The organism is Legionella parisiensis (assembly GCF_001467945.1).
GTDB lineage: Bacteria > Pseudomonadota > Gammaproteobacteria > Legionellales > Legionellaceae > Legionella > Legionella parisiensis.
Map to the genome: position 1 here is coordinate 1 of NZ_LNYQ01000013.1, position 20,567 is coordinate 20,567.

Sequence of the window (20,567 nt, forward strand, 5' to 3'; positions counted from 1 at the left end):
ATCTCGAACTCAGAAGTGAAACGAACCCGCGCCAATGATAGTGTGAGGTCTCCTCATGTGAAAGTAGGTCATCGCCAGGGTTTTATATAAGTGATAGCTAAAATTAAAATCACTATAAGCCCTAGTTGAAAATAGGCAAAAGCGTACATGCTGGCGTAGCTCAGTTGGTAGAGCAACTGACTTGTAATCAGTAGGTCCCGGGTTCGATTCCTGGTGCCAGCACCATCTTATTAGGTTGGCCGTTAACAAAATGTTGACATTCTATTCATCTTAAAAGACAATAGCGTTCTTTTTGGAGGGGTTCCCGAGCGGTCAAAGGGATCAGACTGTAAATCTGACGGCTCTGCCTTCGAAGGTTCGAATCCTTCCCCCTCCACCAGTTAAAAAAGAAGGATAAGCGGGTGTAGTTCAATGGTAGAACTTCAGCCTTCCAAGCTGATAGCGTGGGTTCGATTCCCATCACCCGCTCCAAATTAGAAATAGAAAATATTTGCTTGCATTATGATGCTGCAAGCTAATATAAGCCCACATAGCTCAGGCGGTAGAGCACTTCCTTGGTAAGGAAGAGGTCGTTGGTTCGAGTCCAGTTGTGGGCACCATAATGTCAATTTAGCAATGGGGGAGACTTTCCAATGGCGAAGGAAAAATTTGAGCGTAAGAAGCCACACGTAAACGTTGGCACGATTGGTCACGTAGACCACGGTAAGACTACATTAACTGCAGCGATTACCACGATTATGGCAAAGAAATTTGGTGGGACAGCAAAGGCGTATGACCAGATTGATGCTGCACCGGAAGAGCGCGAGCGAGGAATTACAATATCTACAGCACACGTAGAATATGAATCAGCAAACAGGCACTATGCGCACGTAGATTGTCCAGGACATGCTGACTATGTTAAGAACATGATTACTGGTGCGGCGCAAATGGACGGAGCGATACTGGTAGTATCAGCAGCGGATGGTCCAATGCCACAGACACGTGAACACATATTGTTATCACGTCAGGTAGGCGTACCGTATATTGTAGTGTTCATGAACAAAGCAGATATGGTAGATGACCCTGAGTTGTTAGAGTTGGTTGAGATGGAAGTACGTGACTTATTAAGCAGTTACGATTTTCCTGGCGATGATATTCCGATTATTGTTGGCTCTGCGTTGAAAGCGTTGGAAGGTGATGACAGTGATATCGGAGTTAAAGCGATTGAGAAATTGGTTGAGACTATGGATTCATACATACCTGAGCCAGTACGTAACATTGATAAAGCATTTTTGTTACCAATCGAAGATGTATTCTCTATTTCTGGACGTGGAACAGTAGTAACCGGCCGTGTAGAGAGTGGTATTGTTAAAGTAGGTGAAGAGATTGAGATTGTTGGAATACGCGACACTCAAAAAACCACCTGCACAGGTGTTGAGATGTTTCGTAAGTTGTTGGATGAGGGTCGAGCTGGTGACAACGTTGGTGTGTTATTACGTGGAACCAAGCGAGATGAAGTTGAGCGTGGCCAGGTATTAGCTAAGCCAGGAACAATTAAGCCTCATACAAAATTTGAAGCAGAAGTATACGTATTATCAAAAGAGGAAGGTGGACGACATACTCCATTTTTCAATGGATACAGACCACAGTTTTATTTCAGAACGACAGACGTAACTGGAACATGTGATCTTCCATCTGGAGTGGAAATGGTAATGCCTGGTGATAACGTACAATTGACAATTAATCTGCATGCACCTATTGCGATGGACGAAGGTTTGCGTTTCGCTATTCGGGAAGGTGGCCGTACTGTAGGCGCCGGTGTTGTCGCTAAAATTATTGAGTAATTAGAATGAGTAACAATCAAAACATTAAAATAAGATTAAAATCCTTTGATCATCGGTTGATTGACTTATCAACTCGAGAAATAGTTGAGACAGCAAAACGTACTGGAGCGCAAGTTCGCGGGCCAATACCATTGCCCGTCCGTAAGGAAAAATTTACTGTATTGACTTCACCGCATGTTAATAAAGATGCTCGTGATCAATATGAATTACGTACTCACAAACGCTTGGTCGTTATCGTTCATCCAACTGAAAAAACAGTAGATGCATTGATGAAATTGGATCTGGCTGCTGGAGTTGATGTTCAGATAAGCCTTGATGACTAATATTAGGGTGCAGGATATTAAAGAGGTGTTAGAATGATGATCGGTTTATTAGGCCGTAAAATCGGTATGACGCGGGTCTTCATGGCAGATGGAGTTTCTGTTCCAGTTTCTGTTGTTGAAGTTCACCCTAATAGAGTTTCACAGATTAAAACTAAAGAAGCTGATGGTTACTCAGCTGTGCAATTAACAGGCGGTGTTAAAAAAGCAAACAAGGTTAATAAGCCTTTAACAGGCCACTTTGCAAAAGCTGAAATTGAAGCAGGTGATACGGCTGTTGAATTTTTAATCGATTCAGAAGATGCATTCAAAGCAGGTCAAGTGATCACTGTTGCGGATGTATTTACTGCTGGACAATTTGTTGATGTCGCAGGAACCACAAAAGGTAAAGGTTTTGCCGGCACCGTTAAAAGATACAATTTTAGAACACAAGATGCTACTCACGGTAATTCCAGATCGCATCGTGTACCTGGCTCTATAGGTCAAAACCAAACTCCAGGACGTGTGTTTAAAGGTAAAAAAATGGCAGGTCATTTGGGTAATGTTCGTTGTACCGTTCAAAGCCTCGAATTAGTGCGCGTAGATGCAGAAAGAAATTTACTTCTTATCAAAGGTGCTATACCTGGTGCTCCTGGCTCACGAGTTGAGATTAAGCCTGCAGTTAAAAAGCAAGTGCGAGGTGAGTGATGGAAATTACTACTATAGATACAAATTCAAAATTAATACTGAACCAAGAAGTATTCGCATATGGGTATAACGAAGGCTTGATTCATCAGGCAGTAGTGACATATATGAATAATGCACGTAGTGGTAATAGCGCCCAAAAAACTCGCTCTGAAGTGCGTGGCGGCGGTAAAAAACCTTGGAATCAAAAAGGAACTGGTCGTGCTCGAGCTGGTACTATAAGAAGCCCACTATGGAGAAGCGGTGGGGTAACCTTTGCTTCTAAAAAAAGAGATTATTCACAAAAAATTAATAAAAAAATGTACAAACGTGCATTACGTAGTATAATCTCCGAACTTTGCCGCACTGGAAACTTGGTTGTTGTGAGTGATTTCCAATGTGAAAGCAAAAAAACTAAAGATTTTGTTAGCAAAATGAACCAGTTAAATATTAATAACGCACTTATCGTAATGAGTGAAGTTGGAGAAAATGAATATTTTGGTTCAAGAAACTTAATTGATTATGATATCTGCGACGTTACAACTATAGATCCTGTTTCTTTGCTTAGATTTGAGAAAGTTGTTGTTACAGAAGCTGCAATTAAAAAAATTGAGGAACAGTTACAATGAACGCTGAAAGATTGTTGATGGTTCTACGTGAGCCACATACTTCTGAAAAAGCTACTGTCATAGCTGATAAGCTGAAACAGTTCACTTTCAAAGTATTGAAAACTGCAACTAAAAATGAAATTAAACTGGCGGTAGAGCATATATTTAACGTTAAAGTTAAAAATGTATCTGTTATCAATGTGAAGGGAAAAACAAAGCGTTTTAAACAAACAAACGGAAAACGTAGTGATTGGAAAAAAGCATTTGTAACTCTTCATGCTGATCAAGATATTGACTTTACAGCTACCGAATAAGGCAGATTAAGATGGCACTATTAAAATCTAAACCTACATCGCCAGGAAAACGTGGCGAATTACGAGTGGTTCACCACCATATTCATAAAGGAAAGCCACATGCGGCTTTAGTTGAAAAACTGAAAAAAACTGGCGGACGTAATAACCAAGGTAGAATTACTGTAAGACATATCGGTGGTGGTCAACGTAATCAATATCGCATCATTGATTTTAAACGTAATAAAGATGGGATTGAAGCTCGTGTTGAACGTATTGAGTACGATCCAAATCGTACTGCTTTGATTGCACTGATTGTTTATAAAGATGGTGAAAGAAGATATATTATTGCACCAGCTAATTTGAAGGTTGGTGATACTGTTGTTAGTGGTGCAGACTCATCTATTACTATTGGTAATTGTCTCCCATTAAAAAACATTCCTGTTGGTACTACAATTCATTGTGTTGAAATGAAACCAGGAAAAGGTGCCCAGGTATTAAGAAGTGCTGGAGCAAGCGGACAAATTGTTGCTAAAGAAGGTATTTATGCAACATTAAGACTTCGCTCTGGCGAAATGCGAAAAATACATGTTCTTTGTAGAGCAGTAATTGGTGAAGTCAGTAATAGTGAACATAGTTTACGTGCATTAGGAAAAGCTGGAGCAAAACGCTGGAGAGGTATTCGCCCAACAGTTCGTGGGGTAGCTATGAACCCAGTTGATCACCCACATGGTGGTGGTGAAGGCCGTACTTCTGGTGGACGTCATCCGGTGTCACCATGGGGCGTACCTACTAAAGGTTACAAAACCAGAAGTAATAAGCGTACTGATAGTTTTATTGTCAGAAGACGTAAAAAGAAATAATTATTGAGAGGATATCAAGTGTCTCGTTCTATTAGAAAAGGTCCTTTTGTTGACCATCATTTGATTGCCAAAGTAGAAGCTGCAATTGAATCAAAATCTAAAAAGCCAATTAAAACTTGGTCAAGAAGATCAACAATCGTTCCTGAAATGATTGACTTAACAATTGCTGTTCATAACGGCAAAGATCATATTCCTGTTTACATAACTGATAATATGGTCGGTCATAAATTAGGTGAGTTTGCCATGACTCGTACTTTCAAAGGCCACTCTGGTGACAGAAAGGCTAAAGGCAAATAAGAGGATATGATGGAAGTTACAGCAAAGCTAAAAGGTGCTCCCTTATCCGCTCAGAAGGGCAGATTGGTAGCAGATATGATACGAAACATGAATGTATCTGGTGCACTTGATGTCCTCAAGTTTACACCAAAAAAAGGTGCTCAATTAATGCTTAAATTATTAGAATCTGCAATTGCAAATGCTGAGAATAATAATGGTGCAGATATTGATGATTTAAAAGTAGGTATGGTCTGCGTTGATGAAGCAATGACTTTAAAACGTATTAGTCCCAGAGCTAAAGGACGTGCAAATAGAATTTGCAAACGTACCTGCCATATCACGATAAAAGTGTCTGACGAGGAATAGCAATGGGACAAAAAGTTAACCCTATAGGCATACGCCTTGGTATTATTAAAGACTGGAACTCTAAATGGTTCGCAGGGAAAAAATATGCTGAATTTTTAATTCAAGATATTAAACTACGTACTGAGCTGAAAAAGAAGCTTATGTCAGCTGCAGTAAGCAAAATTCTTATTGAGCGTCCTGCTAATAATGCTGTTGTTACAATACAAACTGCACGGCCTGGTGTAATCATCGGTAAAAAGGGTGGCGGTATTGAAACTCTGCGTAATGAAATTTCTAATAAATTGGGTGTACCTGTTCACCTAAATATTGAAGAAATTAAAAAACCTGAACTTGATTCAACACTGGTTGCAGAAGGAATCGCGCAGCAGTTAGAGCAGCGTGTTATGTTTAGACGAGCTATGAAACGTGCAGTAACTTCAGCTCTTAAAGCAGGCGCTAAAGGAATTAAAATTTGTGTTAGTGGAAGACTTGGTGGTGCTGAAATTGCTCGTAGTGAATGGTATAGAGAAGGTCGTGTACCTTTACATACTTTCAGAGCAGATATCGATTACGGTACAGCGGAGTCTAAAACTACCTACGGTATTATTGGTGTAAAAGTCTGGATCTTCAAGGGTGAAATTCTCCCACAAAAGAAAAGATCTTCTGACGTTGCCCAGTGAGTGAGGATTAAGAATCATGTTACAACCTAAACGTACAAAATACCGAAAACAGATGAAAGGCCGTAACAGAGGTTTGGCTTTACGCGGCAGCAACATCAGCTTTGGTGAATTTGGTTTGAAAGCTCTTGAGCGTGGTCGCTTAACTGCAAGACAAATTGAGGCAGCGCGAAGAGCGATGACACGTCATATTAAGCGTGGCGGTAAAATTTGGATTAGAGTGTTCCCAGACAAGCCTATTACTCAAAAACCTTTAGAAGTAAGACAAGGTAAAGGTAAAGGTAGTGTCGAGTATTGGGTTGCTCAAATACAACCAGGTAAGGTTCTATTTGAAATGGAAGGTGTATCCAGAGAGCTTGCTATGGAAGCGTTTGATCTGGCTAAAGCAAAACTTCCTTTCAAAGTTATATTTGAAGAAAGGAAGGTGATGTAATGAAAAAGGTTGATGAATTACGCGGTTTATCAGTAGAAGAACTGCAAAATGAATTGCTTTCATTGCGTAAAGAACAATTAAATTTGCGAATGAAGAAAGCAAGTGGCTCACTAGATAAAACACATCTCATAACCATGGTGCGTAAGTCAGTGGCAAGAGTAAAAACAATGTTGACTGAAAAGGCAGGTAAGTGACATGTCTAATAGTGAATCAAATGCCAGAACAATGGTTGGAAAAGTAGTTAGTGACAAAATGGATAAAACCATAGTTGTGATGATTGAACGTTCTGTGAAACATCCAAAATATGGAAAAATTATGAAACGTAGATCTAAATTACATGCTCATGATGAAAATCAAGTATGCAAAATTGGTAACATAGTAAAGATCCGTGAGTCAAGACCACTCTCTAAAACAAAAAGCTGGGTATTAGTCGAAGTAATTTCTTAATCAACCCTGTTGATTTACTTTTAAAACCCTAAAAGGCCTGATATAATCAGCAACCTTTTTCTGGTCGAAATCAGAGCTGGAGAAAAAAATGATCCAAATGCAGACAGTGCTTGAAGTGGCTGATAACAGCGGAGCACGTAAGGTTATGTGTATTAAAGTGCTTGGCGGTTCTCACCGTAGATATGCACGTGTAGGTGATGTAATCAAAGTAAGTATTAAAGATGCAATACCAAGAAGTAAAGTAAAGAAGGGTGCTGTGATGAAAGCGGTAGTTGTTCGTACAGCCCAAGGTGTGCGTAGAGACGATGGTTCCTTGATTCGTTTCGACGGTAACGCTGCAGTACTGTTAAATAACCAAAACGAGCCAATTGGTACTCGTATATTTGGCCCTGTTACTCGCGAGCTACGAGAGAGATTTATGAAAATAATATCTCTGGCTGCAGAAGTTTTGTGAGAAGGATTTAGATATGAAACGTATTCAGAAAGGCGATGATGTAATTATAATTGCCGGAAAAAGTAAAGGTCATCGAGGTAAGGTCTTACGTGTGACTGAAAATGGTGTGGTTGTTGAAGGCGGAAACATAATCAAAAAACATGTTAAGCCTAATCCGCAAAAACCAGAAAATAAGGGTGGCATTATTACCCTTGAAGCGCCGGTACATGTTTCTAACGTTGCTCATTTTAATCCCAATACAAAGAAAGCAGATAAAGTAGGATTTAAATTTATTGAGAGTAGCGGTATAAGTAAGAAAGTTAGATATTTTAAATCTGACAATGAAATAATTGACCGTGTTTAATTAGGTGATTGAAATGACAAGACTTAATGAATTATATAGGAAAGAAATCATCCCTATGATGATGAAACGGTTCAAGTATTCCAGCGTTATGGAAGTTCCAAAGTTGCTTAAGATCACCTTGAATATGGGTGTTGGTGAAGCTGTTGGTGATAAAAAAGTGATGAGTCATGCAGTTGAGGATATGACTTTGATTGCTGGACAAAAGCCTGTTGTTACTAAAGCAAAAAAATCTATTGCTGGTTTTAAAATTAGGGACGGATGGCCGATAGGCTGTAAAGTAACACTAAGACGTCAACATATGTATGAATTTTTGGATAGACTGATTTCCGTAACTTTACCTCGTGTGAGAGATTTTCGTGGTTTAAATCCTAAATCTTTTGATGGAACTGGTAATTACAGCATGGGAATACATGAACAAATCGTATTTCCAGAAATTGATTACGATAAAACAGATGGTATTCGTGGTTTAGATATTTGTATTACTACAAGTGCTAAAACAAATGAAGAAGCTAAAGCTTTGTTAGAAGCATTTAACCTTCCATTGAAAGATAGAGATAAAAAATAAGGGTGAAATTGTGGCTAAAAAATCAATGCTTATGAGAGAGTTAAAGCGTAACAAGCTAGTGAATAAGTACAGTAAACGCAGAAACGAATTAAAAAAATTGATTAAATCATCTGATGATTTTCAGGTAATTATGGACAGTCAGTTACAGTTAGCTAAGTTGCCTGTTAATTCAAATCCTGTTCGTTTTAAAACACGATGCCAGCAATGTGGTCGTCCCCACGGTGTTTATCGTAAGTTTGCTCTTTGTAGAATTTGCTTAAGACAACAACTAATGGTTGGTAATATACCTGGCGGAAGAAAATCTAGCTGGTAATTTTTTAATTGGAGAACGATTGTGAGTATGCATGATCCAGTTGCTGATATGCTGACCCGAATAAGAAATGGTCAACAAGCAAAACATCAGCAAATAACTTTAACTTCTTCGAAATTGAAAGAAGAAATTGCTCGTGTTTTAAAGGAAGAAGGATTTATTGAAAACTTCTTTGTAGAATCATTAGATAATAATCTTAAATTAATGACGATTAAGCTGAAATACTATCATGGCAGACCCGTTATTGAATTAATTAAGAGAATTAGCAGGCCTGGATTGAGAGTCTATAAATCATATAAAGATTTGACATCTGTTCCTGGTTTTGGCGTAGCTATTTTGTCTACATCACAAGGTATAATGACCCATATATCTGCAAAGATGAAAGGCGTTGGTGGCGAAGTCATTTGTGAAGTGGCTTAATACTTGCGAGGAATAATATGTCTAGAGTAGCAAAAGCCCCAGTAGTTCAACCAGCAAACGTTGAAATAACAATAGGTGATGGTGAAGTTACTGTTAAAGGGCCTAAAGGAACACTAACCCAAAAGATTAATAGGTTAGTTAAAGTAACTAAAAATAAAGAGTCTAATCACGTTGAGTTTGCGCCTGCTGCAAATGATCCTAGAGCTTGGGCTCAGGCCGGAACAGCTCGTGCATTAGTAAATAACATGGTTAAAGGTGTAACTGAAGGTTTTGTTGTTACCTTGGAACTGGTTGGTGTAGGTTATAGAGCACAATCTAAAGATAAATCAATTACATTATCTTTAGGTTTTTCTCATCCTATTGAGTACCACTTGCCTGAAGGTGTTTTAGTTGAAACCCCAAGCAATACTGTCATATTGCTGAAGGGAGTTGATAAACAAATTTTGGGTCAAGTAGCTTCTGAAATAAGAGCATTTAGACCACCAGAGCCCTATAAAGGTAAAGGTGTTAAACTTGCTGGCGAGTATATTGCTCGTAAAGAAGCGAAAAAGAAATAAGGTTTAAGTCATGAATAAACACAACTCACGTACTCGACGTGGATTAAAAGCAAAAGCACTGATCCGCAAATCAGGCAGAGCAAGACTAGTCGTTTATAGAAGTGGATTGCATATTTACTCACAAATCATCGAGGCGGATAAACTTGGTGATAAAGTATTGGTATCATGTTCAACAAACGATAAAGAATTGCGTGCAAGCCTAAACGGTAAATGTAAGGTAGAACAAGCTAGCCTAGTTGGCAAACTGCTTGGTAAGCGTGCAGGCGAGCGTGGCATTACTCAAGTTGCATTTGATCGTGCTGGTTATAAATATCATGGCCGAGTGAAAGCCCTTGCAGAAGGTGCGCGCGAAGCTGGATTAGATTTTTAAGGAACGATTATGGCATTCGATGAATCATCACCAAAATCAGATGGCTACCAGGAAAAGCTAGTATCGGTTAATCGTACAGCTAAAGTTGTTAAGGGAGGCCGTGTTTTTGGCTTTGCAGTACTTGTTGTTGTTGGTGACGGCAAGGGTAAAGTTGGATTTGGTAGAGGTAAAGCAAGAGAAGTTCCAATTGCAATTCAAAAAGCAATGGAGCAAGCTAAGAAGAATATGGTTTATATTCCACTTTCAGGCTCAACTATATTTCACGAGATTACTTGGAACTACGGTGCATCTAAGGTATTTATGAAGCCCGCAAGTGAAGGTACTGGAATTATTGCTGGTGGCGCGATGAGAGCTGTCTTAGAAGTTTTAGGCGTGCAAAACATATTAGCTAAAAGTATTGGTTCTACCAATCCAAGCAATATTGTTAGAGCTACGATTGGAGCTTTAACTAATATCGGTACCCCAGATTATGTTGCGGCCAAGCGTGGTAAAACTGTTGAAGAAGTTATGGCGGGCTGATTATGGAAAAGAAAATTAAAATAACTTTGGTTAAAAGCATTATAGGCAGAAAACCAAAGCACATTTCTATCGTAAAGCAATTAGGTCTAGGTAAAACTAATTCTAGCGTATCTCATAATGATACCCCAGCAATTCGTGGCCTTATTAATAAAGTTGATTATCTATTGCTGGTTGAGGAGAGTGTATAATGAATTTAAATTCACTATCACCAGATCCTGGTTCAAAACGTCCCAAAAGACGGTTAGGTCGTGGTATAGGATCTGGGCTAGGTAAAACAAGTGGTAAAGGTCATAAAGGGCAAAAAGCTCGTGCTGGTGGTTTTCATAAGATTAATTTTGAAGGCGGTCAAATGCCTATTCAAAGACGTCTACCGAAAATGGGCTTTAAGTCACGAGTTGGTAGAACTGTAGATCAGATTTGCCTCAGTGAACTTGCAAAATTGTCTGATGAAGTAATTGATCTAAATGTATTGCGTGAAGCAGGTCTAATCAGCAATTCCATTAAGGATGTAAAGGTTATTTTATCTGGTGAATTAACTACTGCCATCAAACTTAAAGGTTTAAGAGTCACTAAAGGAGCTCGTTTGGCCATTGAAGGTTTAGGCGGCAGCGTAGAAGAGTGACTATGAAAAACCAAAAACATAATGCAAGCCAATCACGTGGTGGATTGGCTGAACTGAAATCAAGATTATTGTTTGTTGTTCTTGGAATTTTAGTTTACCGTTTAGGAGCACACATACCAGTACCTGGATTGGATCCTGCCCGATTAGCTAATTTTTTTAATGAACAGCAGAATACAATTTTTGGCTTATTCAATATGTTTTCTGGTGGTGCATTATCGCGTGTGACGGTTTTTGCAATTGGTATTATGCCATACATTTCTGCATCCATTATTCTACAACTGTTTACTGTTGTCTCCCCTAAACTGGAGCAACTTAAAAAGGAAGGTGAATCTGGACGTAGAAAAATAAATCAATACACTCGATACCTGACTTTGGTGCTTTCGGTGTTTCAGTCTTTAGGAATGGCACGTTGGTTAGCTGGACAACAAATTGCACTACAAGCTGACTTCTCATTCTACTTCACCGCAGTGGTCACGTTGGTGACGGGTACAATGTTTTTAATGTGGTTGGGAGAGCAAATTACTGAAAAAGGTGTCGGTAACGGTATATCGTTAATAATTTTCTCAGGAATTGTCTCAAGTATGCCCACTGCTATTGCATCAGTTCTTCAACAAGTTAAAGAAGGGCAAATGCAAGCGTTAACCCTAATTATTATTGCTGTTGTTGTAGTTGTAGTAACAGGATTTGTAGTATTTATGGAGCGCGCACAGAGACGTATAAGAGTTAATTATGCGCAAAGAACGCAAGGTAGAAAGGTATATGCTGCACAAACGAGTCATTTACCTTTGAAAATCAATATGTCTGGTGTAATACCACCTATTTTTGCATCCAGCATTATATTATTACCTGCAACTTTGGCTCAATTTTTCTCACATACTAAAGGGTTGGGTTGGTTGGCTGATGTTGGAATGGCTCTATCTCCTGGACAACCTTTGTACTTAATTGTGTATGCTGTTGCTATTATATTTTTTGCGTTCTTTTATGCAGCTTTGGTTTTTAACCCCAAAGATACTGCTGATAACTTAAAAAAATCTGGTGCATATATTCCTGGAATTAGACCAGGTGAACAAACAACTAAATATATTGACGGTGTAATGACGCGCTTGACATTAGTTGGTGCAATTTATTTGGTTTTAGTATGTCTTTTGCCTCAGATTTTGATGTATACATGGCATGTCCCTTTTTATTTCGGAGGAACGTCATTGCTGATTATCGTAGTTGTTATTATGGATTTTGTAGCTCAAGTACAAGCTCATTTAATGACTCAGCAATATGATTCTTTAATGAAAAAGGCTAATTTTAAAGGTACCAAATTACCTGGTCTTTTATGATCTTTATCGGAGTTAGGAATGAAAGTAAGAGCATCTGTAAAGCGAATTTGTCGCAATTGCAAGATTATTAAACGAAGTGGCACTATACGGGTTATTTGTAAAGATGCCAGACATAAGCAAAAGCAGGGTTAATATCCGCTTGATTTAATTTTATAAAAATAGTATTCTTCTGTCCCTTTCGACAGAACAAATAACGTTCGGAGAAGTTAATGGCTCGTATTGCAGGAGTAAATATACCTGATCACAAACATGTTGTGATTGCTTTAACAGCAATATATGGTATTGGTAAACCTACATCCTTGAAATTATGTTCAACAGTTGGTATTGAACCTTCAAAAAAGGTATCTGAATTAACTGATGCTCAACTTGAGTCTTTGAGAACAGAAATTGCAAAAATAACTGTGGAAGGTGATTTGCGTCGTGTTGTGACAATGAACATCAAGCGCCTTATGGATCTAGGATGTTATCGTGGTCTAAGACACAGAAGAGGGTTGCCATTGCGAGGACAGCGTACGAAAACTAATGCTCGTACGAGAAAAGGTCGCAGAAAGGGCACTACCGTTTGATTTTTCATGTAGGAAAGTAAGATGGCAATAACAAAGTCAAAACAACAAAAAGTACGCAAAAAGGCTAAACGTGTCGTATCGGATGGTATAGTTCACGTTCATGCATCTTTTAATAATACAATAGTTACCTTTACTGACAGACAAGGTAATGCGCTATGCTGGGCAACATCTGGTGGTTCTGGATTTAGAGGATCAAGAAAAAGTACCCCCTATGCTGCACAGGTTGCTACTGAGCGTGCTGCAGCTGTTGCGAAAGAATACGGTATGAAGTCTGTGGCTGTATTTGTTCATGGGCCCGGACCTGGAAGAGAGTCCACTATTCGTGAATTAATATCACAGGATTTTAAAATTGTTGAAATTACCGATGTTACTGGTATACCTCATAACGGGTGTAAACCACCTAAAAAACGTCGTGTATAAGACTCAGGAGTAATTAATGGCTAGATATCTTGGTCCAAAATGTAAGTTATCACGTCGTGAAGGTTGTGATTTATTACTTAAAAGTGGTGTCCGTGATCACAAGTCCAAATGTAAATCTGAAAAGTTACCTGGACAACATGGTGATAAAAAACCACGCCTGAATGGTTATGGAATCCAGCTTAGAGAGAAGCAAAAGATCAGAAGATTGTATGGTGTTCTTGAAAAGCAATTCCGTGGCTATTACAAAATGGCTGCTCGTATGAAAGGTGCTACAGGTGAAAATCTGATGTCTTTACTTGAAAGACGTTTGGATAATGTTGTGTACCGCATGGGTTTTGCAAGTACACGTGCTGAAGCACGACAACTTGTTACACACAAGGCCATACTTGTTAATGATAATATAGTTAACGTTCCATCTTTCTTAGTAAAACCTGGAGATGTTATATCTGTTCGACAAAGAGCACGAAGTCAAGGCCGTATTCAAGCAGCTTTAGCTTTGTCTGAACAAAGAACTCCATGTGATTGGATTACTGTAGATTCTTCTTCTTGCAAAGGAACATTCTCTACAGCACCAACGTTAACTGACTTATCTTCAGACTACAACGTAAACTTAGTTGTAGAACTTTACTCTAAGTAAGCTCGGAGAAATAGCTGAATGTATACTGAAATCAATGAAATGTTGACACCTAATGTTCTTAAGGTCCAGGCAGAATCGCCCTATAAAGCTAGAATAGTTTTAGAGCCTTTGGAGCGTGGCTTTGGTCATACTCTCGGCAATGCTTTGAGACGTATTCTGTTATCATCAATGCCTGGAAGTGCAATTACTGAAGCTTCAATTGACGGTGTTCTACATGAATACAGCACAATTGAAGGCGTGCAGGAAGATGTTGTTGATATATTGCTGAACCTGAAGTTAGTTGCAATTAAAATGTCTGTTGGCGAAGAAGCCACTGTGACATTGAACAAACAAGGTCCTTGTCAAGTTACTGCTGGAGACATTCAGCTGACTCATGGATTGGAATTAGTTAATCCAGAGCTCGTCATTGCTAATTTGAACGAAAAAGGCAAATTGAGTATGACTTTGAAAGTTGAGCGCGGAATTGGTTTCCACAGCACTGATTCATTTATTAGACATTTCGATGATGAAGTAGAAAGAAAAACTGTTGGGAAGCTTAAAATTGATAATAGCTTCTCTCCAGTTAAAAAAGTGGCTTACTATGTTGATAGTGCACGTGTAGAAAACCGTACTGACCTCGATAAGTTAACTATTGAGTTAGAAACTAACGGAACTATCGATGCTGAAGAATCAATACGGGTCTCTGCTAGTATTCTTCAAAGACAGCTTCATGCTTTTGTCGACATGAAATTTGAAGAGTCTCGGTCTGATAATAAAGAACGCAATGATTTTGATCCTATTCTATTACGCTCTGTTGATGATTTAGAGTTAACTGTTCGATCTGCAAATTGCTTGAAAGCAGAAAATATTCATTATATCGGCGATCTAGTCCAAAGAACTGAAAATGAACTCTTAAAGACCCCTAATCTGGGTAAGAAATCTTTAACTGAGATTAAGGATGTTTTAGCTTCACGTTCATTATCGCTCGGTATGAAACTTGAGAATTGGCCGCCAGCAAATCTTGGCGAATAAAGTTTAGGAGTTTTGGTTATGCGTCATCGTAATTCAGGCAGAAGTTTTGGCCGTACAAGTAGCCACAGAAAGGCTATGTTTGCAAATATGTGTTGCTCTTTAATTGAGCATGAGTTGATAAAAACAACTTTGCCTAAAGCTAAAGATTTGCGACGTTATATTGAACCTTTGATTACTGTTTCAAAGATTGATTCAGTTGCTACACGACGTCATGCGTTCGATATTCTCAGATCTAAATCTGCTGTTGGTAAATTGTTTAAAGATCTAGGTCCACGTTTTGTAGAGCGTCCCGGTGGATATATACGTATCATTAAATGTGGTTATAGAGACGGAGATAACGCACCTATGGCAATCGTTGAGTTACTAGATCGACCTGTTGCTAGTGATGATTCTGAAGAATAAATATTGCTATTATCTACTTAAGAACCCGCTCAATGCGGGTTTTTTTTTTTGAATATTGATTATATTCTGTTTGCAACTCAAAATTACTTAGTTATTCTTTAGCATAACTTCTAGTTCGCTTCATCATTTATACATGCTGTAGTTTTTATAAAGTAATAGAAAGTAAATTATTTTTTATCGAATTAGATCCATTGCTGTTTATCCAAAAGGAAAATACTTTGAATGCCTCCTGTTTGTTCTGTTGATTTTGGTTCTAATAAGATGGCTTGTACTTCTTCATCTACTACAGGTTTATGTTCTATTCCTTGGGGTACTATGTATAATTCTCCTTCGTTTAGAGTAACTATTTTATCTCTTAGTTCCATTTTGAGTGTACCTTTTACCACCATAAAAAGTTCACCTTCAGTTGTATGCTTATGCCAGACAAATTCGCTTTTGAACCTTAGAGTCTACATTTTGCAACTAAATTCACTTTTTCCATTTTTACTCCAACTGTAAATCACTAACGTTTGACAATGTCACTTTTTAACTTGTATTCATAAATTATCTTGACCGATCTACATCGATATGAAGTGAATTGTATTTCTTAGCGGTTCATAAGTCAGTTGTATTGTTGTTTTACGATTACAAAAGCCCCATTTTAAAAACTTGCTAGCTAGCGGATGTGTGAAGATGCTAAGCATATAACATCGTAGGACAAAGACTCTATAAAAGGTCTCATAATAATTCCCTTATAAAGGTTAATTCAATATTATTTAAGGAGTTTAATAAAGAAGCTTGATAAAGCAAATTTTTTTAAAGTACTCTTGTTATTAAAATAATTAGTACTTTATGATCATGGAGGTACTGGATGCTTCACTACATTGATTTAATAAATGAGGATCAAAATTTAGTTTATGTGTTTATAAGAGCAATATTGTTATTAGTGATTGGTACTCTTTTGATTCGATTTGGTGATCGACGGTTTAAATTGAACAACTCATTTGATTTGTTGATTATTGTGATTTTTGGTGGATTAATTAGTAGAGGAATAAATGGCCCTGCTACTTTATTGTCTACAATTATTGGTTTAATTGCTTTGATATTGACTCATAAAATATTAGCGATATGTACTAGAAAATCTTTACTATTTGAACACTTATTTAAGGGAAAACGTTATCTTCTAATAAAAAATGGTCATCTTCAAAAGAGCGTATTGCGAAACTTAAATATCACCCAAAAAGATATTGAGGAACAAATGCGTCAACAAATAAATACTTCATCTTTGGATAACGTGCTTTTTGCATATTTGGAAAGAACAGGTCACATATCATTTATAATTAAAGATTGATGTCTCAATTTAAATTATATACAAAGGGAGTAATCCTATATTTCAACCCTACTGCGCGCAGGTGCAGTTATTTAAAAACAGAGAAACAACGTTATAACGCCCTTCGCTAAGGGCAGCAGTAGAGGATATAATAGCTTAGATGCAGATGGAGTTAAAATGGAACATCATCATCCAATTGGTCAAAAGCATCTTGTGGTACTTGTGCAGGCTGTTGTCTTCCAGCATTTTGATTGCTTGGTGCTGATGTAAATTGGGCTTGCGGTATCTCATCAAAGCTGGAGGACGCGACTCCTTTACTGTCTAGCATTTGAATGTCATTAGCTACAATCTCAGTAGTATATCTATCTTGCCCTTGTTGATCCTGCCATTTTCTAGTTCTTAAACTGCCTTCAATATAGAGTTTAGAACCTTTACGTACGTATTCACCTGCTATCTCACCTAAACGGTTAAAACATACTACGCGATGCCATTCAGTCCGTTCTTGTTTTTCACCTGTTACTTTATCTTTCCAGGCTTCACTTGTGGCAATTGATAGTGTAGTGACCGCATTTCCATTAGGTAAATAACGGACATCAGGGTCAACACCCACATTGCCAATTAGGATGACTTTATTTATACCACGTGCCATTTTAGATCTCCTGTATGCGAAAGTTAGGGAGAGAGTATACCTAATTTATATCTCCCTTGCACTGATGAGTTAAAGATGAGCTTTTGAGTGAATTTTACTAGGGTCTGTTTACAGTTCAACTATCTTGGCCAAAAATGACCTGATTTTTCTGCGCTCCGATGCTCACATAGTCCATGTATGCTGCGCTTCGGCGCGCAGAAAAATCAGATCATTTTGACTCAATCTAGCAAAATGTAAACAGACTCTATATCTGACCTGATGTATTCATTGTTGATTAGAATGATTAAGTCGAGATTTTTTTAAGCCATTCTTTGGCTTCTTTACTCACCAGCTCATCATGGATTAGTACCTCGTAAATAGTAACTTTAGATTCACTTGCTTTCCCATACATTTCCTCCAATAGCTTATTCCATAAGGCTAATAACTCAGTAGATGGAAGCTTATTTATTTTTGCAAGTACGTCATAGAGACGTTGATACCAATATGCATCAATCGCTTGATCAAGCCAGTGAACAATTTCAAATGTTAGCCCATGATCTTCAAGCCCTTTTCCTTCTTTAAAGCCTTTTTCCCATTTGGTAGTGCGAAGATGTGCATTTTCTTTTCCATACAGATTATTGATTAAATCCATGCACTGTTTCGCCAAGGAAACACCGATTGCAGACTTAGGATCATGATGTAAATTATCTTTAACCTCATTGACTAGATTTGACCAGCTTGATTCGAATTGCTGCTTTTCCTTTTCATTAAAGCGGAATTTTAAGTTGGCTTCAAATTGGGCGTATTGTTCTAATTCTTCGGGATTAAATACTTCTTTAATCCAGGAGTTCTCAAGTTGTTGGGTCATACGATATACCTCTATTAATTGTATTATTTGTTCCCATGGAATAGACATTTCTTTGCCACAATTTGCAGTGACTTGGTTTAAAATCTTGCTTGCTTGCAGGAGTGCTTCTGCCTTTTGTTGCAGAAATTTAGCTTGCATGCCTAGGTTTTCTAGGATGCTTGCATTATGAGCAAGTAGCTGTTTGATTTGTGCTAATTCAAAACCAAAAAATTTTAATGCAATAATCTGTTGCAGCTTTGATAGGTCGCATTCAGAGTACAAACGATAACGATTGCTCAGACGTAAACTGGGTTTAAGTAAACCAATTTTGTCGTAGTGATGCAGTGTTCTTACAGAAACTTGCGTCAGTCGACTAAACTCTTTTGCATACCATTGTTTCATCGTTTTTCCTCCTTGGTCACAAAGCTAATGTATGACGTAAGGTTAGAGTCAAGAACATGTCAATCAAAAAGTGTTTGATTAGAATTCGAAATAAGCTCATACAGACGGATAATTTGTTTTTGTGTTACTCGATGTGTTGAGAGAGGTGGTAAACGTTTTAAATCAAAAAAATCAATTTCAGAAATTTCTAGATTTTCTTTTGCGGCTCCCGACATAATGTCACAATGAAAAAAGCATTTATAAGCATGTGGCCATTGTAGCGGATGCTCATGTTTTTGTTTATCCCATAAGGCAAGCAATCGAATTACAGAAACATCGAATCCAGTTTCTTCTTTCGCTTCTCGGATCACGGATTCGGATGCTGATTCATTGGTTTCTGCCCAACCACCAGGTAAAGTCCACAGATCATCAGAACGCTCTTTAACTAACAAGATTTTATTATTTTTTAGAATAAAAGCACGCACATCAATTTTCGGAGTCGCATAGCCTTTTTCTGATGAGAATATCTGCTTTATCTCAGCAAGAGGTGTGTCTGAATAATTCGCTATAAATTCAGCGGCAATCTCGCGAAGTCTTAAATAACGTTCTTTATCAAATTCATTATTTGCATAGCTCAATCCATTTTGAGCGATTGCTTGAATTTCATTAATGTATTTTAACCAACTGAGATCATTTTTAGACATGGTGTTGTCATCCCTATAGTGCATTTATTTGCTTTCAGCTATTGACTCTCACGTTACGTGATAGTTTAGAATCAACGTTCAGGAGAAGTTGAATGAAATATTACCAAATTAAAGAAATTAGCCACATGACCTCATTAACAATAAGGTCACTACAATATTACGATGAAATTGGTCTATTAAAGCCAACAAAGCGCTCAATAAGTGGTTATCGTCTTTATTCTGAAGCGGATTTAATCCGATTACAACAAATTACCACTTTAAAGTTTTTGGGATTTTCTTTATCAACGATTAAAAAAATTATGGAAAATCCCCATTTCGATCTGATGATGTCTATTGGTATACAGGCGCGTGAGTTAACTGAGAAAGCGGCACGAATTAATGAAGCGGCATCATTACTCACTTATATTTCAAGCCAAATGGAAATGAATCAACCAGTGAATTGGAAAAGCACTGCAAAAATTATAGAAATATTGGAGTTAAATACAATGAATGATCAGATATTACAAAAGTATCAATCCGAAGCGGAGCAATCCGAGTTAGGTAAAAAATCTGCATATGATGAAACGTATAATCCAGATCGATTATACCCCATTCCGCGCGCTGGAAAGCGCCAAGAAATCGGCGTTGATCCCGTTCAATTACCTTTTTATGGCTTTGATTGCTGGAATCATTATGAGGTTTCCTGGCTTAATGCCAGAGGCAAACCTATGGTTGCGATTGCTGAATTGTTTTATGACTGTAGTTCGCCTAACTTGATTGAGTCAAAATCACTAAAACTTTATTTTAATTCATTCAACAATACTCGAATTCAAAATGTTCGTGAATTGGAAAATACAATTAAAAAGGACTTACAAGAACGTATTGGTGCAGAGGTTGGGGTGCATGTTCACCTTTTGGAATCAACCAGTCAGTTTGCTATACAACAGCCTTTAATAGGGGAGTTACTTGATGATCTTGATATAGAATGTTCTATTTATCTTGTTGAGCCTTCATTTCTCACTGTAAGCGATGAAATTGTGGAAGAAACCTTATTTTCCAACCTATTGAAATCAAATTGTCTGGTTACAGACCAGCCTGATTGGGGAAGCGTACAAATCACTTATAAAGGAAAAAAAATTAATCGAGAAGGTTTATTGAAATATCTTGTTTCATATCGAAATCATAATGAGTTTCACGAACAATGTATTGAGCGTATTTTTGTTGATATTATGAACTACTGCAAGCCTGAAAAACTGACTGTATATGGACGTTATACACGACGAGGTGGCTTGGATATTAACCCATATCGATCTACAGAAAAGAGCACTTTTGCTGGTAAAAATTTGCGCTTGGTCCGTCAGTAGCTTAGCTGTGCCAACCTAAAGATTTAGAAGTAACTGGTAGGCTGATGCTAAGCGTAACGTAGCCCAACAAAATGACTTAGCAT

34 protein-coding genes, 4 tRNA genes, 1 rRNA gene and 2 pseudogenes are annotated in these 20,567 nt (G+C 37.9%); 37 read left to right on the forward strand and 4 right to left on the reverse strand.

Features of this window, described 5'->3' with window-relative positions; translation table 11 throughout:
* The 34 genes from rrf to rplQ all read left to right on the forward strand — a co-directional run.
* Nucleotides 1-80: ribosomal RNA gene (gene rrf / locus Lpar_RS19740) — 5S ribosomal RNA — on the forward strand; the annotation flags it as partial.
* 69 nt (nucleotides 81-149) lie between these two features.
* Nucleotides 150-225 (forward strand) — tRNA-Thr (locus Lpar_RS05955).
* A gap of 69 nt (nucleotides 226-294) precedes the next feature.
* Nucleotides 295-379 (forward strand) — tRNA-Tyr (locus Lpar_RS05960).
* An 18-nt stretch (nucleotides 380-397) separates the two neighbouring features.
* Nucleotides 398-471: transfer RNA gene (locus Lpar_RS05965), tRNA-Gly, on the forward strand.
* Between the two features lie 52 nt (nucleotides 472-523).
* A tRNA-Thr gene (locus Lpar_RS05970) sits at nucleotides 524-599 on the forward strand.
* A 33-nt stretch (nucleotides 600-632) separates the two neighbouring features.
* Nucleotides 633-1,823 carry an elongation factor Tu gene (gene tuf, locus Lpar_RS05975; RefSeq protein ID WP_058517091.1) on the forward strand — a complete coding sequence of 397 codons (1,191 nt, stop codon included), beginning with the start codon at nucleotides 633-635 and terminating at the stop codon, nucleotides 1,821-1,823.
* A gap of 5 nt (nucleotides 1,824-1,828) precedes the next feature.
* Nucleotides 1,829-2,146, forward strand: coding sequence for a 30S ribosomal protein S10 (rpsJ, locus tag Lpar_RS05980; RefSeq protein ID WP_019233361.1), 318 nt, complete (start codon nucleotides 1,829-1,831; stop codon nucleotides 2,144-2,146).
* A 33-nt stretch (nucleotides 2,147-2,179) separates the two neighbouring features.
* Nucleotides 2,180-2,830, forward strand: coding sequence for a 50S ribosomal protein L3 (gene rplC, locus Lpar_RS05985; RefSeq protein ID WP_058517092.1), 651 nt, complete (start codon nucleotides 2,180-2,182; stop codon nucleotides 2,828-2,830).
* A complete protein-coding gene (gene rplD / locus Lpar_RS05990; protein WP_058458802.1) occupies nucleotides 2,830-3,435 on the forward strand; it encodes a 50S ribosomal protein L4 in 606 nt (201 codons plus the stop codon). Before rplC ends, rplD begins: the two co-directional genes overlap by 1 nt.
* A complete protein-coding gene (gene rplW / locus Lpar_RS05995; RefSeq protein WP_058517093.1) occupies nucleotides 3,432-3,728 on the forward strand; it encodes a 50S ribosomal protein L23 in 297 nt (98 codons plus the stop codon). The genes rplD and rplW overlap by 4 nt, the downstream gene beginning before the upstream one ends.
* Nucleotides 3,729-3,739: 11 nt before the next feature.
* Nucleotides 3,740-4,567: a 50S ribosomal protein L2 gene (gene rplB, locus Lpar_RS06000; protein ID WP_058517094.1), complete on the forward strand. Its 828-nt coding sequence runs from the start codon at nucleotides 3,740-3,742 to the stop codon at nucleotides 4,565-4,567.
* Between the two features lie 18 nt (nucleotides 4,568-4,585).
* Nucleotides 4,586-4,864, forward strand: coding sequence for a 30S ribosomal protein S19 (gene rpsS / locus Lpar_RS06005; RefSeq protein ID WP_019233366.1), 279 nt, complete (start codon nucleotides 4,586-4,588; stop codon nucleotides 4,862-4,864).
* Nucleotides 4,865-4,873: 9 nt separating this feature from the next.
* Nucleotides 4,874-5,209 carry a 50S ribosomal protein L22 gene (gene rplV, locus Lpar_RS06010; RefSeq protein WP_010654827.1) on the forward strand — a complete coding sequence of 112 codons (336 nt, stop codon included), beginning with the start codon at nucleotides 4,874-4,876 and terminating at the stop codon, nucleotides 5,207-5,209.
* A gap of 2 nt (nucleotides 5,210-5,211) precedes the next feature.
* Entirely contained in the window at nucleotides 5,212-5,868 is a 657-nt protein-coding gene (gene rpsC / locus Lpar_RS06015) for a 30S ribosomal protein S3 (RefSeq protein WP_058517095.1), read from the forward strand.
* Nucleotides 5,869-5,884: 16 nt separating this feature from the next.
* Nucleotides 5,885-6,298, forward strand: coding sequence for a 50S ribosomal protein L16 (rplP, locus tag Lpar_RS06020; RefSeq protein ID WP_003633085.1), 414 nt, complete (start codon nucleotides 5,885-5,887; stop codon nucleotides 6,296-6,298).
* Nucleotides 6,298-6,492 carry a 50S ribosomal protein L29 gene (gene rpmC, locus Lpar_RS06025; protein WP_058517096.1) on the forward strand — a complete coding sequence of 65 codons (195 nt, stop codon included), beginning with the start codon at nucleotides 6,298-6,300 and terminating at the stop codon, nucleotides 6,490-6,492. Before rplP ends, rpmC begins: the two co-directional genes overlap by 1 nt.
* 1 nt (nucleotide 6,493) lies before the next feature.
* Nucleotides 6,494-6,745, forward strand: coding sequence for a 30S ribosomal protein S17 (gene rpsQ, locus Lpar_RS06030; protein ID WP_019233369.1), 252 nt, complete (start codon nucleotides 6,494-6,496; stop codon nucleotides 6,743-6,745).
* Between the two features lie 88 nt (nucleotides 6,746-6,833).
* Nucleotides 6,834-7,199, forward strand: a complete 366-nt coding sequence (rplN, locus tag Lpar_RS06035) for a 50S ribosomal protein L14 (protein WP_006872243.1) — start codon at nucleotides 6,834-6,836, stop codon at nucleotides 7,197-7,199.
* A gap of 13 nt (nucleotides 7,200-7,212) precedes the next feature.
* Entirely contained in the window at nucleotides 7,213-7,542 is a 330-nt protein-coding gene (rplX, locus tag Lpar_RS06040) for a 50S ribosomal protein L24 (RefSeq protein WP_058517097.1), read from the forward strand.
* Between the two features lie 13 nt (nucleotides 7,543-7,555).
* Complete coding sequence (gene rplE, locus Lpar_RS06045) at nucleotides 7,556-8,107, forward strand: 50S ribosomal protein L5 (RefSeq protein ID WP_058517098.1); 552 nt, start codon at nucleotides 7,556-7,558, stop codon at nucleotides 8,105-8,107.
* A 10-nt stretch (nucleotides 8,108-8,117) separates the two neighbouring features.
* Entirely contained in the window at nucleotides 8,118-8,420 is a 303-nt protein-coding gene (gene rpsN, locus Lpar_RS06050) for a 30S ribosomal protein S14 (protein ID WP_058517099.1), read from the forward strand.
* Nucleotides 8,421-8,447: 27 nt separating this feature from the next.
* Nucleotides 8,448-8,837: a 30S ribosomal protein S8 gene (rpsH, locus tag Lpar_RS06055; protein WP_202814071.1), complete on the forward strand. Its 390-nt coding sequence runs from the start codon at nucleotides 8,448-8,450 to the stop codon at nucleotides 8,835-8,837.
* A 17-nt stretch (nucleotides 8,838-8,854) separates the two neighbouring features.
* Nucleotides 8,855-9,394: a 50S ribosomal protein L6 gene (gene rplF / locus Lpar_RS06060; protein WP_058517101.1), complete on the forward strand. Its 540-nt coding sequence runs from the start codon at nucleotides 8,855-8,857 to the stop codon at nucleotides 9,392-9,394.
* A gap of 10 nt (nucleotides 9,395-9,404) precedes the next feature.
* The gene (gene rplR, locus Lpar_RS06065) at nucleotides 9,405-9,764 is read left to right on the forward strand and encodes a 50S ribosomal protein L18 (RefSeq protein ID WP_058517102.1); all 360 of its coding nucleotides are present in this window, start codon (nucleotides 9,405-9,407) and stop codon (nucleotides 9,762-9,764) included.
* A gap of 9 nt (nucleotides 9,765-9,773) precedes the next feature.
* Complete coding sequence (gene rpsE, locus Lpar_RS06070; RefSeq protein ID WP_019233376.1) at nucleotides 9,774-10,283, forward strand: 30S ribosomal protein S5; 510 nt, start codon at nucleotides 9,774-9,776, stop codon at nucleotides 10,281-10,283.
* Nucleotides 10,284-10,285: 2 nt separating this feature from the next.
* A complete protein-coding gene (gene rpmD, locus Lpar_RS06075) occupies nucleotides 10,286-10,471 on the forward strand; it encodes a 50S ribosomal protein L30 (RefSeq protein WP_019233377.1) in 186 nt (61 codons plus the stop codon).
* The gene (rplO, locus tag Lpar_RS06080) at nucleotides 10,471-10,905 is read left to right on the forward strand and encodes a 50S ribosomal protein L15 (RefSeq protein WP_058517103.1); all 435 of its coding nucleotides are present in this window, start codon (nucleotides 10,471-10,473) and stop codon (nucleotides 10,903-10,905) included. Before rpmD ends, rplO begins: the two co-directional genes overlap by 1 nt.
* A 2-nt stretch (nucleotides 10,906-10,907) precedes the next feature.
* Nucleotides 10,908-12,236, forward strand: coding sequence for a preprotein translocase subunit SecY (gene secY / locus Lpar_RS06085; protein ID WP_058517104.1), 1,329 nt, complete (start codon nucleotides 10,908-10,910; stop codon nucleotides 12,234-12,236).
* Between the two features lie 18 nt (nucleotides 12,237-12,254).
* A complete protein-coding gene (rpmJ, locus tag Lpar_RS18440; RefSeq protein WP_010946099.1) occupies nucleotides 12,255-12,368 on the forward strand; it encodes a 50S ribosomal protein L36 in 114 nt (37 codons plus the stop codon).
* Between the two features lie 77 nt (nucleotides 12,369-12,445).
* Nucleotides 12,446-12,802, forward strand: coding sequence for a 30S ribosomal protein S13 (rpsM, locus tag Lpar_RS06090; RefSeq protein ID WP_028381376.1), 357 nt, complete (start codon nucleotides 12,446-12,448; stop codon nucleotides 12,800-12,802).
* A gap of 21 nt (nucleotides 12,803-12,823) precedes the next feature.
* A complete protein-coding gene (gene rpsK, locus Lpar_RS06095) occupies nucleotides 12,824-13,222 on the forward strand; it encodes a 30S ribosomal protein S11 (RefSeq protein ID WP_003633055.1) in 399 nt (132 codons plus the stop codon).
* Between the two features lie 16 nt (nucleotides 13,223-13,238).
* The gene (gene rpsD, locus Lpar_RS06100; protein ID WP_058517105.1) at nucleotides 13,239-13,859 is read left to right on the forward strand and encodes a 30S ribosomal protein S4; all 621 of its coding nucleotides are present in this window, start codon (nucleotides 13,239-13,241) and stop codon (nucleotides 13,857-13,859) included.
* An 18-nt stretch (nucleotides 13,860-13,877) separates the two neighbouring features.
* On the forward strand, nucleotides 13,878-14,870 hold the full coding sequence (locus Lpar_RS06105) for a DNA-directed RNA polymerase subunit alpha (RefSeq protein ID WP_058517106.1): 993 nt from the start codon (nucleotides 13,878-13,880) through the stop codon (nucleotides 14,868-14,870).
* Between the two features lie 18 nt (nucleotides 14,871-14,888).
* Nucleotides 14,889-15,272 (forward strand): 50S ribosomal protein L17, encoded by a 384-nt coding sequence (rplQ, locus tag Lpar_RS06110; RefSeq protein ID WP_058517107.1) that lies wholly within the window; start codon nucleotides 14,889-14,891, stop codon nucleotides 15,270-15,272.
* A 182-nt stretch (nucleotides 15,273-15,454) separates the two neighbouring features.
* On the opposite strand, the pseudogene Lpar_RS06115 reads toward rplQ, so the two are convergent.
* A pseudogene (locus tag Lpar_RS06115) lies at nucleotides 15,455-15,691 on the reverse strand (cupin domain-containing protein); the annotation flags it as partial.
* A 431-nt stretch (nucleotides 15,692-16,122) separates the two neighbouring features.
* Between Lpar_RS06115 and Lpar_RS06120 the strand changes: the two are divergent.
* Complete coding sequence (locus Lpar_RS06120) at nucleotides 16,123-16,602, forward strand: DUF421 domain-containing protein (protein ID WP_058517109.1); 480 nt, start codon at nucleotides 16,123-16,125, stop codon at nucleotides 16,600-16,602.
* 151 nt (nucleotides 16,603-16,753) lie between these two features.
* Here Lpar_RS06120 and ssb read toward each other — a convergent pair whose 3' ends face one another.
* The 3 genes from ssb to Lpar_RS06135 all read right to left on the reverse strand — a co-directional run bounded on the left by ssb (nucleotide 16,754) and on the right by Lpar_RS06135 (nucleotide 19,141).
* Nucleotides 16,754-17,230, reverse strand: a complete 477-nt coding sequence (ssb, locus tag Lpar_RS06125; protein WP_058517110.1) for a single-stranded DNA-binding protein — start codon at nucleotides 17,228-17,230, stop codon at nucleotides 16,754-16,756.
* Between the two features lie 283 nt (nucleotides 17,231-17,513).
* Entirely contained in the window at nucleotides 17,514-18,458 is a 945-nt protein-coding gene (locus Lpar_RS06130; protein WP_058517111.1) for a MerR family transcriptional regulator, read from the reverse strand.
* A 59-nt stretch (nucleotides 18,459-18,517) separates the two neighbouring features.
* Nucleotides 18,518-19,141 (reverse strand): NUDIX hydrolase, encoded by a 624-nt coding sequence (locus Lpar_RS06135; protein WP_058517112.1) that lies wholly within the window; start codon nucleotides 19,139-19,141, stop codon nucleotides 18,518-18,520.
* A 125-nt stretch (nucleotides 19,142-19,266) separates the two neighbouring features.
* On the opposite strand from Lpar_RS06135, the pseudogene Lpar_RS19615 reads away from it, so the two are divergent.
* Together Lpar_RS19615 and queF are read left to right on the forward strand one after the other, a co-directional pair.
* A pseudogene (locus tag Lpar_RS19615) lies at nucleotides 19,267-19,386 on the forward strand (MerR family DNA-binding transcriptional regulator); the annotation flags it as partial.
* Nucleotides 19,387-19,626: 240 nt separating this feature from the next.
* Complete coding sequence (queF, locus tag Lpar_RS06140; RefSeq protein WP_058519186.1) at nucleotides 19,627-20,484, forward strand: NADPH-dependent 7-cyano-7-deazaguanine reductase QueF; 858 nt, start codon at nucleotides 19,627-19,629, stop codon at nucleotides 20,482-20,484.
* The last annotated feature ends 83 nt before the right edge of the window (nucleotides 20,485-20,567 follow it).